The sequence below is a fragment of the Pyxidicoccus xibeiensis genome (assembly GCF_024198175.1).
In the GTDB taxonomy this organism is placed as follows: Bacteria; Myxococcota; Myxococcia; order Myxococcales; family Myxococcaceae; genus Myxococcus; species Myxococcus xibeiensis.
Genome location: NZ_JAJVKV010000005.1, coordinates 914987 through 931492 on the forward strand (window position 1 = coordinate 914987; position 16506 = coordinate 931492).

General features: G+C 66.6%; 9 protein-coding genes. 4 read left to right on the forward strand and 5 right to left on the reverse strand.

Translation table 11 applies throughout. From position 1 onward, the window contains the following. The first annotated feature begins 188 nt into the window (after window positions 1–188). Window positions 189–683: a hypothetical protein gene (locus tag LXT23_RS26245; RefSeq protein ID WP_253983031.1), complete on the forward strand. Its 495-nt coding sequence runs from the start codon at window positions 189–191 to the stop codon at window positions 681–683. A 23-nt stretch (window positions 684–706) separates the two neighbouring features. Here the strand turns inward: LXT23_RS26245 and LXT23_RS26250 are convergent, their stop codons facing one another. After that, complete coding sequence (locus LXT23_RS26250; RefSeq protein WP_253983032.1) at window positions 707–1756, reverse strand: hypothetical protein; 1050 nt, start codon at window positions 1754–1756, stop codon at window positions 707–709. Between the two features lie 302 nt (window positions 1757–2058). Between LXT23_RS26250 and LXT23_RS26255 the strand changes: the two genes are divergently transcribed. Together LXT23_RS26255 and LXT23_RS26260 are read left to right on the forward strand one after the other, a co-directional pair. Further along, window positions 2059–3942 (forward strand): RICIN domain-containing protein, encoded by a 1884-nt coding sequence (locus tag LXT23_RS26255; RefSeq protein ID WP_253983033.1) that lies wholly within the window; start codon window positions 2059–2061, stop codon window positions 3940–3942. Between the two features lie 213 nt (window positions 3943–4155). Next, complete coding sequence (locus tag LXT23_RS26260; protein WP_253983034.1) at window positions 4156–6225, forward strand: lipoxygenase family protein; 2070 nt, start codon at window positions 4156–4158, stop codon at window positions 6223–6225. A 222-nt stretch (window positions 6226–6447) separates the two neighbouring features. Here LXT23_RS26260 and LXT23_RS26265 read toward each other — a convergent pair whose 3' ends face one another. Both LXT23_RS26265 and LXT23_RS50710 read right to left on the reverse strand, forming a co-directional pair. Continuing rightward, complete coding sequence (locus tag LXT23_RS26265) at window positions 6448–6612, reverse strand: hypothetical protein (RefSeq protein ID WP_253983035.1); 165 nt, start codon at window positions 6610–6612, stop codon at window positions 6448–6450. Between the two features lie 223 nt (window positions 6613–6835). Further along, window positions 6836–7783: an IPT/TIG domain-containing protein gene (locus LXT23_RS50710; RefSeq protein WP_407692915.1), complete on the reverse strand. Its 948-nt coding sequence runs from the start codon at window positions 7781–7783 to the stop codon at window positions 6836–6838. 545 nt (window positions 7784–8328) lie between these two features. Between LXT23_RS50710 and LXT23_RS26275 the strand changes: the two genes are divergently transcribed. Then, the gene (locus LXT23_RS26275; RefSeq protein ID WP_253983036.1) at window positions 8329–13533 is read left to right on the forward strand and encodes an NACHT domain-containing protein; all 5205 of its coding nucleotides are present in this window, start codon (window positions 8329–8331) and stop codon (window positions 13531–13533) included. A 581-nt stretch (window positions 13534–14114) separates the two neighbouring features. Here LXT23_RS26275 and istB read toward each other — a convergent pair. Beyond that, window positions 14115–14876: an IS21-like element helper ATPase IstB gene (gene istB, locus LXT23_RS26280; RefSeq protein ID WP_253983037.1), complete on the reverse strand. Its 762-nt coding sequence runs from the start codon at window positions 14874–14876 to the stop codon at window positions 14115–14117. Beyond that, window positions 14873–16378: an IS21 family transposase gene (gene istA, locus LXT23_RS26285; protein WP_253983038.1), complete on the reverse strand. Its 1506-nt coding sequence runs from the start codon at window positions 16376–16378 to the stop codon at window positions 14873–14875. The genes istB and istA overlap by 4 nt, the downstream gene beginning before the upstream one ends. Window positions 16379–16506 lie beyond the last annotated feature (128 nt).

Consider the following 16506-nt stretch of genomic DNA (forward strand, 5'->3'; position numbering starts at 1 on the left):
GGAAGGCGCGTGCTGCCCCTGGGGCACACGCCTGCCCGGGCTGGCCTCCCAGTCACCCTGTTCATGGCGTTGGGGAGGAAGCCGCCAACCGGGGGAGCCGTGCAACAACGTGCCGGCGTGCCCAAGCATGTAAGGCCCGATGGCACTGCGCCCCCGGTCCGCGCCCGGCCCTGAAGGAGGACTCATCCATGAGTAGGCAGAGCCTGCGTCCTTGGCGGGTGGGAGGGCCCCTCCTCGTAGTCCTTGCGGTCATCAGTGGATCGGCTGCCGCCCAGCCGGCCCAGGTGACGAACCCGGCAGGGGCTGCAACCGTCGCAGCAGCCGAGCCGGTCAATGTCTTCAAGGAGGTCTCTGGCTCGAGCAACCAGATTGACAACCAGGTCTTCACCATCCCTGCCGGCAAGCGCCTGGCCATTGATTATCTGTCGGCCATGGGGAAGGTGCCGGCTGGAGACTCGGTATCAGGGCTCTTCATCAACAGGCCGGTCGTGCACTTCTTCGTCGTGGCTGACCAGGGGACCGCTCTCAGTGGCAGGAGAGTCTTTACGGCCGCGCAGAGCCTGAATGCCACGCTGGGTCCTTTCCCCGTGCCGACCGGCGTCGTCATCCGGATGGAGCGAACTACGTTCGGGAGTGAGGCCTCACTCGCGGTGTCCCTCGCCGGGCAGTTGCTGAGTCCATGACAAGGCCTACCGGTCTCGCGGCCCTACAGCGGCGTTTCTCCACCGGTGCCAGGCACGGGAGGCTCGACAGGCAGGGGCAGCAGCTTTGGCTCCAGCGAATGGCGCTCCTTGAGGCGCTTCCATTCCTGGATGAGCGGAGAGGCGCCTGTGCCCGTCTCCTGCATGCCGCGCAGCAGCGGGTCCCCGTCCACGCGGGTGCGCGCCTTCACCTTCTCGCCCAGGCGCTCGCGTAGCAGGTTGAACGCGAGCCCGGCCCAGTGCGGCACCTCCTCGCCGTCCAGGACGGTCTCGAGCGCGCGCGCGGCCACGCCATCCACCTCCTTGCTCGCATGACCGCGCAGCGCCATGAGCATCATCGGCAGCGCACGGTCCAGCGGCGGATGCTCCACGAAGCCGCGCGCCAGTTGCTCGCGTTGCTCGGGGGAGAGGGAGGCCCCGCGAGGGGCCCGCGAGTCGAACCAGGCATGGTGCTCGTCGGCCTCGGGCACCAGTGCGTACAGGCCATCCCAGCGCGTGGCCGGATGGGAGGCAGCGAGCACCTGCCAGTCCGTTTGAGCAGCCTTCAGGTTCGCGGCCTTCCCCGCGGTCCGCTCCTGGGCCTGCGCGGCACGCGTCACCACCCTCCGGTAGGCGTCGGCCTCGTCCCTGCTCGTCGGGTAGCGCGTCCCGTACGACAGCGCCACCGTGAACCACTTCCCTTCGTGCCGCCTCAGGAACGCGACGACGGCGAGCCCGGGCTCGTACCGTGGGGGCGCGGGGCAGACGAGTCTCGAGTCGAATCGCACCTCGAGCCGCTCGTCCTGGCGGGCGCTGCCCTTCCACACCTCGCGGACGTGCAGGCGCGCGATTTCACCATCGAGCGTGAACCTGGGCTTCTTTTCGGCAGACCTGTCCCGCGGGGCGGCCACCACCTCATCGACGTCCGCCCACACCACCAGCTCCGCCTCAGCCGTCAGCTCCCAGAGCGTCTGCGGGTTGATGGGGAAGGCCTCCGCGCGCGGCAATGAGGCGAGCGTGAGGACCAGGACCAGGATGAGGCACCTCGACGAACGATGGCGGACATCGACACGCATGAGTCGCTCCTCTCGAATCAAGAAGTGGAGAGTTCGTCATCCACCGAAGCGCCGGGTCACCCCGGGCTCATCTCTTCGTCATGACATCATCATGGCCCCGGAAGTTCCGCATCCCTCGGCGTGTGCGCTTTCGGCCTGCCTGGTGACAGCTGCCACCAGGGCCCGAAGCGCTGTCATCAGGGCGTGCGGTGCAGATGAGGGTAACCCCCTGGAAACAGGAAGGGCAGGGGGAAGCCCGGACTGGCACGCCGGCCGCAGTGGGCCCGCGAAGAAGTCCTCTCATCCCCCCAGCTGGAGCTCATATGGCCCCCTCTCCTGTCCCCCGCAGGCACCTCACCCCCGTCGCGACGCTGCTCTGCGCCGTGCTGGGCGCCACGCCTGCCCTGGCTGCCAACGAGTCCGTCCAGGTCTGGCTGACGACCACCTCGGGCAGTGCGCTCGCGAAGAGGCTCAACCCCGAGGCGTCCCAGACCTTTGGCCCGGACTCCGGCCAGGGCACCCCCATCGACGTCAACCCGGCGCTCACGTACCAGCGCATCGACGGCTTCGGTGGCGCGCTCACGGACTCGTCCGCGTGGCTCATCTTCAACTCGCCCCAGCGCAACGCCATCATGAACGACCTGTTCAGTGTCGGCGCCGGAGCCGGGTACAGCATGGTCCGGCTGCCCATGGGCTCGTCGGACTTCGCGCGCAGCCACTACACCTACGACGACACCTGCTGTGACTTGAATGACTTTTCGGTGGGCCACGACGCGGGCTACATCCTCCCGCTGCTGCAGCAGGCACGGCAGCTCAACCCCGAGCTGAAGATCATGTCAGTGCCGTGGAGTGCTCCGGCCTGGATGAAGTTCAACAACTCGCTGCTGGGCGGCGGTTACCTCCGCAATGACCACTACGGCCTCTATGCCAGCTACTTCGTGCGGTTCCTCCAGGCGTACCGCACCGCCGGAGTGCCCATCCACGCCGTCAGCATGCAGAACGAGCCCCACAATGCGAACGGCAGCTACGCGACGATGCAGATGGAGTCGAACGACCAGTCCAACTTCGCCACGCACCACCTGCGGCCCGCGCTGAACGCGGCCGGCTTCGGCGCGGTGAAGATCATCGCCTGGGACCACAACTGGCACGACCTGGGCGGCCCCGCCGGCTACCCGCGCGAGGTGATGGCCTTCAATGGCGGCCAGGCGCTGCCGGCCGTGGCTGGAGTGGCCTACCACTGCTACGAGAGCCCCGAGGGCAGCTACACCGTCCAGAGCGACTTCCAGGCCGCGTATCCCGACAAGGAGGTTCACTACACCGAGTGCACCGGTGGCGAATGGGCGACGAACGCCGCGGCGAACCTGGAGTGGGCCATGCAGAACAACCTCTTCGGCCCCCTGCGCCACCACGCGCGCAGCTCCCTGTACTGGAACCTGGCGCTGGACCCGAACCACGGCCCCCGCGTGGGCGGCTGCGCCGACTGCCGCGGCATGCTCACGGTGAACAACGCCAATGGCACGTACACGCGCAACGAGGAGTTCTACGCCTGGGCCCACCTGGCCAAGGTCGTCCGCTCCGGCGCGGTGCGCATCGGCTCGACGGCGAGCAGTAACGGCATCGAGACCCTGGCCTTCAGGAACCCCGACGGCTCGCTGGCGCTGATTGCCCTGAACTCGAATGACACGGCGGCGCAGACCTTCCGCGTCCGCCACGCCGGGCAGGCCTTCACGTACACGCTGCCCGCGCGCTCGGTGGCGTCCTTCAAGTGGGGAGGCGCCGCCACCGCCGCGTACCGGCTGGTGAACAAGCTGACCGGGCGCTGTGTGGACATCGCCGGGCCGGGCACCGCTGATGGGACGGCCATCCACCAGTGGGCCTGCCACACGGGGACAAGCCAGCAGTGGGCCCTGGAGCCCACCGACAGCGGCTGGTACCGGATTGTCTCGCGCTACAGCAACAAGGCGCTGGACGTCACGGGTGCCAGCACCGCGGATGGCGCGCTCCTGCAGCAGTGGTCCCCGGCCGGTGGCTTCAACCAGCAGTTCCGGCCCGTCTCCACCGGGAACGGGTGGTACCGCGTCGAGGCGCGCCACAGCGGCAAGGTGCTGGACGTGAGCAACTGTTGGAGCAGCGGCGACGGCGCGCGGCTCCAGCAGTGGGCCTGGTCCAACAATGACTGCCAGCAGTTCCGGATGGAGCCGCTGTAGCCGTGCGTACGGCATGATGGACGGAGGCCCGCAGAGCGCACAGCGGGCCTCCTGTCGTACGGATGGGCACACCGGGTGGGTCGATCAGGCCATCAGACCGCGGGGCGGCTCGTTCCGTGCGAGCTCCTTGGGGAAGAATGGCGGCATTCCTGGAGCGCGGCCCCGCCCTGGATGGACCCCGCCGCCGGGCCGCTCGCGCCCACAGGAATGTCGATGACCCCCACGTTGCCGCAGAACGACCCTCCCGCGTTGCAGACGAAGCGTAGGCAGCAGCTCGACCAGCTCCAGGCCGAGTACGTCTACGACTTCACGACCCGCGTCCAGCCGCTCGGTGTCGCGCAGGCGGTGCCCTCGGGACAGGGCTTCTCCTTCGTCTGGACGCTGGGCGTGCTGAACCAGGCGCTCGGCATCACCGCGAACCTCATCTCCATGGCCGCGCCGCTCTTCGAGCAGCTGGAGTCCTTCGGCAAGAAGGTCGAGGGCTTCGCCGAGAAGGAAGTGGAAGCGGCGGAGAAGGCCTACCTCGATTTGAAGACGCACCACCTGGGCCTCTCGCGCCTCTTCGACCCGACCCATGTCATCTCCGCGCCCGCCCAGCCCGTGGCGCTCGCGGGCGCGTCCACCGCGACGGGGCTTGCGACGGGCACGGACGCATCGTTCGTCGTGGCCCCAAGCGGCGCCAGCGTCTCGCAGACCCCCGCGTCCTCCGCGGCCCCGGCGAGCGCACTGCCAGCATCCCCCGCGGCCCTGGAGCAGTTCTCCGAGGGGCTCAAGTCGGCGCTCGGAAATCTCACGGGCTTCATGGGCGGCACGGCGTTCGACCTGCTCCTGCGCATCATCGGCCAGTACGGAGAGGCGAAGACCCTGGGGGCCTATCAGTCGCAGTTCCAGCTCCTGCCCATGACGCAGGGGGCGGGCGTGGCGCTCGATGACGTCATGTTCGCGCGGCTGCGGGTTGCAGGCCCCAATCCCGTGGTGCTCCGCCGCCTCACCGCGCCCGACGCGCGCTTCCCGGTGTCCGAGGCGCAGTTCCGCTCGGTGATGGGGGCGGAGGACAGCCTCGCCACAGCCATGCAGGAAGGCCGGGTGTACCTCGCGGACTACGCGGTGCTCGAAGGACTGCAGCCGGGCACCTTCCCGATTCGCAAGTACGTCTGCTCGCCCCTGGCCCTCTTCGCCGTGCCCCGTGCTGGCGCTTCGGACCGGCTCCTGCGGGCGGTGGCCATCCAGTGCGCCCAGAAGCCGGGCCCCTCCACACCCGTCGTCACGCCTGGGGACGGTCTGGGCTGGGAGGTGGCGAAGCTCTTCCTCCAGGTCGCGGACGGCACGTGGCACGAGATGATCAGCCACCTGGGCCTCACGCACCTGCTCATCGAGGCCTTCACGTTGGCCACCGCTCGGCAGCTCGCGCCGGAGCATCCGCTCCAGGTGCTCCTGGCGCCCCACTTCCAGGGAACGCTGGCCATCAACAACGCGGCGGTGGAGTCGCTCATTGCGCCGGGTGGTTTCGTGGACCGCCTGCTGCCGGGCACCATCGAGGCATCCGCGACGCTGGCCGTGCAGGCCGTGGAGCGATTCCGCTTCAACCAGGAGCTGTTCCCGCGCAGCCTCGCCAACCGCGGCGTGGACGACACGCAGGCGCTTCCGGACTACCCGTACCGGGATGACGGACTGCTCGTCTGGGACAGCCTGCACCGCTGGGTGGAGGACTATCTGGCGCTCTACTACGGCTCGGACGCGGACGTGGCGGGGGACTACGAGCTGCAGGGGTGGCTGAAGGAGCTGACCTCGCCCACGGGCGGACGTCTTCAGGACATCGGCGAGGACGGCGCCATCCGCACGCGCGCGTATCTCGCGGACCTCGTGACGATGGTCATCTTCACGGCGAGCGCGCAGCACGCCGCGGTGAACTTCCCGCAGTCCTACGTCATGTCCTATACGCCCTCCCTGCCGCTGGCGGCCTACGCTCCGCTGCCCGGCGCGCCCCTGGCCACGGAGCCCGCGAGCACCGAGGCGCTCCTCGCGTACCTTCCGCCGCTCCAGCAGTCCTTCTCGCAGCAGACGCTGATGACGCTGCTGGGCAGCGTGTACTTCAGCGCGCTCGGGGCCTACGACCGGTACACGGCGGGCCCGTACTTCCAGGACGCGCGCGTGGCCGTCCCGCTGAAGGGTTTCCAGGCGCGGCTTGGCGAGGTGGAGGCGGCCATCGCCCGGCGCAACCTGCGCCGCATTCCCTACCGCTCCCTGCTTCCCTCGGAGATTCCGCAGAGCATCAACATCTGAGTCGAAGCGCGCTGAAGGCCCTCCCGGCTCCGCGTGGGCGCACACCCCGCGGAGCCGAGCGGCGCCTGCCAGGTTGGGGCGCGAACAGTACGGGCACATGGCTGGTGGCGGGTATCCAAGGAAAAGCGGCCGTGCAACCAGCCTCGGCTGCATCGTCACCTGCAGCGTACGAAGCTCGCGGTAGCGCGCAGAGCTACCGCTGCCGACGCGACAAGTTTCCTGTCACAGGGGGAAAGGCCCGCGGGCACTCGACGTGAGGACGAGCCGGCACTCGGCGTCTGCGGCGGCGCAGCCCACCTGGCTGCGTCCGGCCCAGCCGTGCTCGGCGAGCACCTCTCCCACCCGATCGACGCCGGCGGTGGTCAGCTTGGTGAGCTGGCGCTCCAAGGTGCGGTCCTTGAACTCCGTCTCTACCCAGCCGAGCGCAGAGTGTTGTCGATGCTGTCGAGCAGGAGCAGGTGGCCGCGCAGCTCCCGGTTCAGCGTGGCCGGCGCGGGCTTTCGTTTCGCCATGGGGACATGGCTAGGAGAACCCGCGCCGGAGCGCAATTCCGTGGACGGCGAGGGGTGACGGCAATGCTCAGCGTGTCATGACCTCGCGCAACTGTGATTCAGGGCTGCGGGCAGTAGGCATAGAGGGTCCTGAGTGTTCCCTGCCAGCACTGGACAATGACGTGCCCGTTGTTGTTTCCGCTGGCGCCCCAGGCCTGGCCACCCGCCAGTGCTGGCACCAAACCAGCGCAGGCGACATGCTTCGAGGCACACGGCGGGCCGCCACTGATATCGCCCTTGGGGCCCTGAGGACCGGTTGCACCTGTTAATCCCCTCGGCCCCGTTGCGCCAGTGGCTCCCGTTGCGCCAGTGGCCCCCGTGAGGCCCTGAATGCCCTGGGGACCGACAGGTCCGCGTTCACCCTGCAGCCCCTGCGGCCCAGTGTCACCCTTGGGGCCCTGGGGACCGACAGGTCCGCGTTCACCTTGCATCCCCTGAGGCCCCACCGGGCCGGGCTCCCCCTGGGGGCCGACAGCGCCCGTGTCACCCTTCAGGCCCTGCGGGCCCGTCTGCCCCGTTTCACCCTGCAGCCCCGCCGGGCCTGTGTCTCCCTTGAGCCCCTGCGGGCCTTGCGCTCCCGCGGGCCCCTGAGGTCCCGCAGGCCCTTGCGGCCCCCGAGGTCCCGCCGCGCCCAACGTGATTGCAAAAGAGTCGTTCTGCGAGAGGTCAGTGCCCATCGACACTGACAGCAGGTAGGAACCGGGAGTGCGCAGAAACGCCGGGGGCGCCGAGGCGATGATCAACGTGCTGTCGCTCTGCTCTGCGGGGAGTTGGACGTCCGCGAGCTTCACCGTGGGAGCTGTGCCGTTGAAGTTACGACCGTAGATGAACAACTCCCCACTCGTGTAATCCACGTCGACGTTCGTGACGATGAGCTGGGATGTCTCGGCGTATGAAATTGATGAGATCAGGCAGGCAATGACAATCATGAGCGTGCCCTGCTTGATCTGATTTGGCTTGGAACGGCAATGCTCCGCCGCTTGCCGCTTCCAGGTATTTTCTTGCATTTCAATCTCCAAAATCCAGTTGTTCTGGAGTTGCAAGAGGTACCAGTGTTCAATTGAACAGCGCAAGATGAGGCATTGCAGACCCGGGGATGTGGCATTGATGCAGAGCAGGGTAGGGAATGAATTCTCAGGCGCAGAGAATTGAAGACTGGTTGCTGATGAAACGGGGTGTGTCCAATGAAAATTTCCGGGCGCGGGGAAATGCTCCTCGCAGCAGCGGTGGCGTCAAAGGACTCGAAACGGCGAACGGAGGCTTCGTCCCTCCAACACGTCGACGCCCTCGCCTAGTACTCACGTCCGAGGGGCGGCAGGAGATTTTGCGAGGACTCGCCAGCGGTCTGTCGATGCGCACATCTCCAGGACGCAGCGGCGAGCTCCGTCGACCATCACCCGCGAAGTAGCTCGCAACGGCGGTGCCCTGGGTAGCGTGCCTCTCCAGCGGACAGCCGCGCTTGGCAACGTGCACTTCAAACTCAACTGTGCCCCCCATCCCTCCTATACTTTCGACGCAGCGTACGTCACCAAGAAGCGAGGTAGCGCGCATCGTGGATGGACAGAAACAGGATCCCGAGAACGTTCCTAGCCCCGTCGCGACTGGCGGCGGCGGCGAGCGATTCGAGCAGCGCTTGGGCGCGTTCGCGCTCGCGCTGCTCCTTACACGCTCTACGCCTCCAGTACTTGTCGACTCGGCAGTGACCGAGGTCCACTTTCAAACCAGACAGCTCAGATGGTGCACTGATGACGTACTTATCGTCGCGGAACTCCGACCGGGCGTGACACGGAAACTCGCCATTCAGGCGAAGCGCTCTTTCACGATCTCGGAGAGTGACGACGAGTGCGTGCAGACCATTAGCGGGATGTGGGACGACTTCATCGCCGCAGAGCGGTTTGACCCGGCTCGGGACCGGTTGGCCATCGCGACCCTCCACGGTACAGCTACGCTGCTCAAGGACTTTGCGTCGCTCTTGGATTGCGCACGCGCCGCGACCAGTGGCGGCGACTTTCGCCGCCGCTTGGGCCTCCCGGGCTACCTGTCGAAGAAGGCCAAGGCTCAGAATGAAGCGCTTCTGCATATCCTGCGCTGCCACATCGGAGACCAGTTAGACGCGGACCGCTACTGGGATTTCCTCCGAGTGCTGACGGTACTGAGCTTCGACCTCGGCACTCCGACCTCGCAGACAGACGCAATGGTACTGGCGCTTTTGGCGCACGTCGCAGCGCAGGGAAGCGACCCCAGGGCTACGGCAAGCGCGACTTGGGCGAGGCTGCTCGATGTTGCCAGCGAAGGTAGACAGTCCGCAACGTCGTATCGTAGGGACAGCTTGCCCAAGGAACTTAGGGACAGTCACCAAGCCGTACCCACGTCGGACGAGCGAGCACGTCAGGACCTGATCGCCCATGGCCGCATGGTACGCACCAGCATTCGCACACAGATCGCGCGTGGGTACACAATTGACCGTGCCGCTCTGTCTGACGCACTACTGCGCGCGCTGGAAGAGCCGCGCGTGGCGGTGGTGTCAGGGGCGGCCGGCTCGGGCAAATCCGCAGTCGCGAGGATGCTCCTCGACCGCGTCGAGGCTGCGCGCCCCGTGTTGGCGTTCCAAGCTGTGGAGTTCGCGACGGCGCACATCAATGAAACCCTGAGTAAGACTCGGACGGCGCTCAACGCGATGTCGCTAATGAGTCTTCTGGCGGCACATGATCGAACCACCATTCTGATAGACGGCGTAGAGCGCTTGCTCGAGCACTCGGTTCGGGACGCGCTCACCCACCTGTTGCAATTGGTGAAGGAGACCCCTTCGCTGCGGCTGGTGATGACCTGCCGGGACTACTCGGTGGATACGGTCAGGAGTGCGCTGCTGGAGCCAATCGGGTTGACGCACACGGTGGTGGAAGTAGAGCCCCTCTCCGACGAGGAACTCGACGCGGTAGCGCATCAGGTCACCGCGCTCGCGCCGCCGCTGAATGACTCGCGTATGCGTGCGTTCCTTCGCACGCCGTACCTCTTGGATATGGCGTCGCGGCTTGAGTGGGGGAGCACGTCGCTACCTGAGAGCGTGCGTACGTTCCGAGAACGCTGCTGGCGTGAACTGGTTCGCGACGAAGCGCACCGTGCCAATGGGATGCCCGACCGCCGCGAGGAGATGTTCATTTCCATCGCTCGGCTGCGCGCCACAGAGTTGAAGCCGTACGTTCGGCCAGAGATTCAGGACCCACAGGTCATCAGCGCCCTTCTTGAAGCATCGCTGCTCGATCAGTCGCCCGAGTCCGACAAGCTCTATGCACCGGCGCACGACGTGCTGGAGGACTGGGCCCTCCTTCAGTGGCTAGACGACGTCGCGTCGGCCGCAGAAGACCTGCCTGTGGCCCTCGCGGCAGCAGTCGGCGGTCTCCCCGCGATGCGGCGGGGGCTCAGGCGCTGGCTCGCCGAACGCTTAGACGTGGACCCGGTCGGCGGTCGAGACCTCGTGCTCGAGGTGAGTAGGCGCACGGATGTGCCGCAGCATTTCCGGGACGACTGCATCGTCGCAGTTCTACTCTCTGGCGTCGCCACAGCGTTCATCGAGGGATGCCGTCAGCGCGTGGTTTCTGGTGACGCGGCGCTTTTGCGGCAGGTAATTCACCTGCTGCGTGTAGCTTGCAAGACCGTCCCGTCGTGGCTTCCACGCGGAGGGCTACCCTCGGCGCTGCTCGTTCCGACTGGTCCCGCGTGGCCGCTCGTGCTGGAGCTTGTCGCGCAGCACATGCCCACAGAGTTAAGCGAGGACGCCCTTCTCGCTCTCGGGCTCGCTGAGGACTGGGCACGGCAACTACGGCAGCTAGCGATCGGTTCGCCGGTTCCGGATGGTGCCGATGCGACCGGCCAGATCGTGTCGGCCTTGGTACCGCTGTTCGGTTTCTCCTGGAAAGACGACGCGCGCGAACGGGCGCTGAAGGTTCTTCTCGCTATCCCCACGCATGCGCCGGCATTTGACAATTTGGTTCGGCGGGCATTGGCTGGCGACCGCGATGATCGCACGGCACAGGAGTTCGGCGATCTGGCGCTGTCCACTCTGTCGAGCGTCCACGTCGGCCGGGACTATCCGGACTTCGTGATCACGCTGCTCCGAGCGCGCTTGATGCTGACCGACGCCGATCGTAAGCAGTATGGCTACAGCCAGTTCGCACTTGGCGTGGATGAGTGCTTCGGCATGCACGAGCACGACCGGAATGAGTTCTTCCCGGCAAGCGCGCTTCAGGGCCCCTTCGGGGCTTTGTTCACGCATCACCCGAGGAAGGCGCTCGACTTCCTGCTCGAACTCTCGAATCACGCGGCCGAGTGGTATGGCGAGCGCAAGTGGCCGGGACATAACTTAGAGGAGGCGGAGCGCATCACTATAGACGTCCCGGGATATGGGCAGGTCGAGCAGTGGTTCCTTGGGCGGTTGTACGCGCTGTATCGCGGGATGACTGTCGGGCCGTACCCGCTGCAGTCGGCGCTTATGGCGCTGGAGGAATGGCTCCTGACAATTGCCACGTTCGAAAACGTGGACCTCGAGTCGTGGCTTCTACACATCCTCACTAGGGGTAACAGCGCACTCACGACGGCCGTGGTTGCGAGTGTGTGCGTGGCGCATCCGATGCGAGCGGGGAGGGCGGCCTTGGCTCTCTTGTCGAATCGAGACCTCTTCGAGTACGACCGGTCGCGCATGGCCGCCGAGGGGGCGAACTCGATCGAGTTCCTCGCCGGCCTCAATCCGGAGCACACGATCTACGAAGCCGAGCGCCGGGCAGCTAATATGCGCCCTCATCGATGCGAGGATCTTGAGGCCCTCGCGCTCAGATTGCAGCTCACGAAGTGGCGTGAAGACGTGTGGGCGATCATCGATAGGCACCGCGCCAAACTGGCCGACCAATCCCCCGAAGAGGCGAAGCTGTGGCGGCTGGCACTCCACCGCATGGATATGCGCGGCTTCCGGACTGTAAAGACACCCAATGCAACTGGCGGTGCCAAGGCCAATGAGCCAGCAGAGATTGTAGATCCGTCGGCCCAAGAGGATACGGGCGAACCTGCGTCAGCCCGCGAGGGCACCGACGCGCGCGTGTCCTTCTCTGAGAATCCTGTTGGGCCCGAAGCATCGGAGTCGACCGAGCGTGCTAAGGAGCAGCGCGTCTTCCTTGTGCCGGGAGAACTCGAGTCAGATCTCGAAGAGGTCGTTCAGGGAAGCCTGAAGCGACTGACAGGGGGCAACCGCCATGTCAAACTCAGGATGGCCGCGAAGAAGGCATGGGAGAACCGGCGTGGCTCAAAGGCTGCCGAGTGGCGCCCTCTCCTGGCCGAAGCGCGGGCTATCGCTGAGGACAATGAGGACATTGGCGCCTATGCGCGAGGCGCTCCCAGTATCGTTGCAGCCGCTTGTATACGCGACCGACTCGATGAGCTCGAGCCGGACGAGCGCGCTTGGTGCATTGCGCAAGTAACGCAGGAGCTGTCCAGAGCAACCAACGAACGCGATGAGATTCCGTCCCGGTTGCGCCTGTCCGACGCCGTCCGGGTTTCCGCAGCCGTCGTGCCCCTCTTGGTAGCTAAGGTGCCGACGCAGCTCCCTATCAATGCGACAGACCTTCTAGTGCAGGTGCTGACGGATCCCGCGCGCGAGGTGCTCGATCATGCGTATATGGGTGCAAGCGTGTTCCTTGGCCCCGAGCACATAGACCTCGCTTGGCGGTGCGCTGCGGCAGCCGCTCGCGAAGCAACTGTGCTGGAGGAGGTGGCAGCGGTAGCTCGGGAACACCATAGGTTGTTCAAGCCTGCGCCCGAGGTCGACGGGAGGCTGTTGGTCGCGGCGGCGGTTAGGCGCGCTGTCACTGGCAGTGTTGCAGAGGCGAAGACCGCTCTATTGACGCTACGCTTCGACACATGGCAGGGCCGGGCGGCGGCTATCCGAATGTGGGCTGTGATACTCGCCCGTTCAGAATCCGAGGAGGCACGGGCATTCGTGGCTAGGGCGGCAGCGTGGCTCGCTGAAACGTGGAGTGATGATCGTAGTGCTCTTAGGAGACGGAACCGGGACTTCCACGTCGAGCGCGATCTGTCTCGCTTGATCGCAAGGTTCGCGCTGAAATTGACCGATGATGCGACAGTTGTCGTCTGCTCACCACTGATTGCCCTGGCGGCGGCCGAGGGCCGTGAGGTCGCCACCTTCCTGGAGCACCTGATCTATGCGGCGGACGGAGGTGCTGGCGACAGCTTCTGGGCAGTGTGGCAGGCGATAGCGGACCGAGCAGCGTCCGCCAAGTGGGCGACTCGACTCGGGCGAGGTCGCCTACACGAGGAGCCGCTCATCAATCGCCTCTTCCTGCGTGTCGAGTGGACGGAGGGCACAAGCCATTGGGCACGTCTTGATAGCAACGCGCACCGCGTGCACGCTTTGGCGAATCGGCTGCCGGCTGCTGGCGTGGTCGCGGAGGCGTACCTGAGCTTCCTCTACGACATCGGACGCCAGGAGTTGCCAGGCGCGTTCAAGGTTGTGCACACGATGTTCAGGCGTGCGGAGAACACGAAGGCGATCTTCTCCGCTGGAGTGACGTATATCCTGGAGACGCTGCTCGGGCTCTTCGTGTACGGGCAGCCGCTTCGCTTGAAGCGGGATGCAGCGCTTCGGGAGGCAGTCCTAGCGCTTCTCGATCTCATGGTGGTTGCCGGCTCCTCGGCCGCATACCGCATGCGCGACGACTTCGTAACTCCCCTTCGCGAAGGGAGCGCATAGCGGGAGGCGCCCCTTAGTACTACAGTTGGACTTTGAGCCGAGGATTGCCGCGGCGGTAGTGGCACCGCTTGGCGATGGCTTGGTGCCGTCGCCTCCAGCGGCTCCACCGCAGCATGAAGTCCACCGTCGAGTGCATCCTCCAGACGAGCGCCAACAGCAGACGTCTTATCTCCTGGACGGAGAAGCGGACGAGGAGAGCAGGCCCTGCCGCCTTCGAAACGCGGCCATCCGGTTTCTGCGGTGCGGCGGGCCCAGCCCTTTTGGGGGAGGTGCTTGCTCCTCGGCATTCGCCAGCGAGCGCGCGGCGGCCAGGTACACGTGGGCCACCAAGCATAGCGTCATGTGGCGGTACCAGCCGGTGTAGCTGCGGACTTCGTAGTCCGACCGGCCAGCGACTGCCAGCCGCCTTCACCATTGCCTCCAGCGAGGTATTCGCGGGCGCGTGCACCAGGTAGTGCGCTGTTGGCGGTCATCGCGGAGCGCGGAAATCTGGTCATCGAAAGCAGCTCGGCCCCGCCCTCCGACCGCGGAGGCGGAGCGGGAGAGCGAGGCCGGCTGGTCACTGCGGGGCACGGAGGAGTTCAGCCCTTCTTGGCCTTGCGCTCGGCGCGGGACTCCTCGGCCACGCGTCGGCGGTAGCTGTCGCCCTCAATGCTGATGATGCTGGCGTGGTGGATGACGCGGTCGATGAGCGCAATGGCGCACGCGGCGTTGGGGAAGATGGTGGTCCATTCCGAAAACGGGAGGTTTGTCGTCAGGACAATCGGCTTTTTCTCATACCTGCGCGACACCACCTGGAAGAGCAGGTCCGCGTTCCGGGCGTCGTAGGAGAGGTAGCCAATCTCGTCGATGACGAGCAGGCCCGCCTGGGTGCAGTAGTGCTTCAGTCGCCTGTCGAGGGCCCTGGCGGAGTCCTGGCTACCGAGGTCGAGCAGCAGCTGGGACGCGGTGGTGAAGAGGACGGAGTGGCCGGCCTGCACGGCGTTGTAAGCGATGTTCTGGGCAATCATCGTCTTGCCCAGGCCCTGGGGCGCGACGAGGACGACGTTGGCGGGGCGGGCCATGAAGTCGAGGGCCAGGGCGCTCTCGACGGCCGTCCTGTCAATTCGCTTGGGCCAGCCCCAATCGAAGTCAGCCATCGTCCTGAGCGCGCCGAGCTTGCTGCGCGACAGACGCCGCTCCACGCTGCGACGGGCTCGGTCCTTCGTCTCTTCCTCGGCAATGGCCTCTAGCAGCTCCGTCGGCCCCCACCTGCGCTTGGTGGCCATGGCAATGAGGTCATCGAGTGCGTCGCTGGTGTGGCTCAGGCCAAGGGCGGTGAGACGTTCTTTCAGGGGCATCATGGTGCTTGCTCCGGGTCGCCCCCGAGGAGGGCGTCGTAGGCGTTGAGAGAATGCTGGGGGACGCGCTGCTCGCGCACGCGCGGGTCATCTGGCAGTACCAGGGGCAGCGGCGGAGGCGCCCCCTTCTGGCGGCGTCTCTGGTCGAGGACGTGAGCGACGGAGGCGGGCCCGAGTGCGCCGCGCTTGAGCGTCTCGGCCAGGGCGGCATCCAGTTCCGCGGCGCCGTAGCGCTCCGCCAGCGCCAGCAGCTTCACGGTGTGGTTGCCGAGGTTGTCACCGCGGTCGGCGAGCGCCTGGAGCATCTGGTCGGCGCGTGGGCAGCGGGCGCGCAGCAAGTCCCGGCCGCGCAGCTCGTGGGCATGGGCCTTCTTCTTCGCCAGCGCGGCCAGGTGCCGCGCGTCCTCGACGAGGGCGCCCTTGTCCCAACTGCGCACGTGCGAGGCGACCTGCTGGGCGCCGTCGAGCATGCGCACCGTGGTGGGGGAGGCCACCAGCGTGAGGGGACGGCGGACCAGGGCATCCGGAATCGAGTAGTCGTTGCCGTCGAAGCGCACGTAGGGCGTCTTGCCAGAGGAGGCGGGGCGCACCACGTCGGTGGGCAGTGGGTGGGCGGGCAGCGGCAGCAGGCGGGGGCGCTCCTCTTCCAGGGCCTGCGCCACCGTGCGGCCCGAGGCGTCGCCGGGCACCCGGCGCTGGTGGGCCACCTCGTCTACCCAACGCTTCAGCTGCCGGTTGAGGTCGTCCAGCCCGTGGAAGCTGCGCGCGGCGAAGAAGGAGTCGCGCAGGTAGCGGATGGTGCGCTCCACCTTGCCCTTCTCATTGCCGCGGTAGGGAGCGCAGGGCTTGGGCGCGAAGTGGTAATGCCCGGCGGCCTCCAGAATGCGCGGGTGGAAGCGAATGGCGTCTCCGGCCCGCTCCAGCACGACGGACTTCAGGTTGTCGTAGAGAAGGCTGCGAGGCACGCCGCCCAGCGCCTCGAAAGCCTGGACGTGGCCCTGGAGAAAGCACTCCATCGTCTGGCCCAGGAAGAAGCTGGCGTACATGGCGCGCGAGTGGCCCAGCACCAGCACGAAGCAGGAGAGCGTCCGGGTGGCCCGCCCTACCTGCACCTTGCCGAAGCTGCCCCAGTCCACCTGCGCCTCTTCTCCGGGCAGCGTGCAGCGGCGCAGGAAGGCCTCGGCGTGGGGACCCGGGCGCACCCGCCGCACGTAGCGCTTCACCTGCTCGTAGCCACCCGGGTAGCCACGGGCCTTCACCATGTGAAACAGGCGCGTGGCCCTCAGGCGCGGGTGGGCCTTGAGGGTGGCGTCGATGAAGTCCGTGTAGGGGCCCAACACGGTGGGTTTCACCGTGCTCCTGTCGGCAGGGGCCACCTGCGCGTCCTCGAGGGCGGCCTCCACGGTGTCGTGGTGAAGGCCCAACTGCGTGGCGATGGTGCCCACCGGCCAGTGCTCCGCGTAGTGCAGTCGGCGAATGCGGGCGCGTACCTCGGGGTCAATCATCCGCGCGCCTCCTCAGGAAGTGGAGCGCCGCCAGCGCGGACCCACTCGCGTGCGCGCCAGGGTGGTGTGACGCAGAAAGAGGCTGGGGCGCCCGCAGAACGTGCAGGCGGGAGAAGACGGCAGTGCAT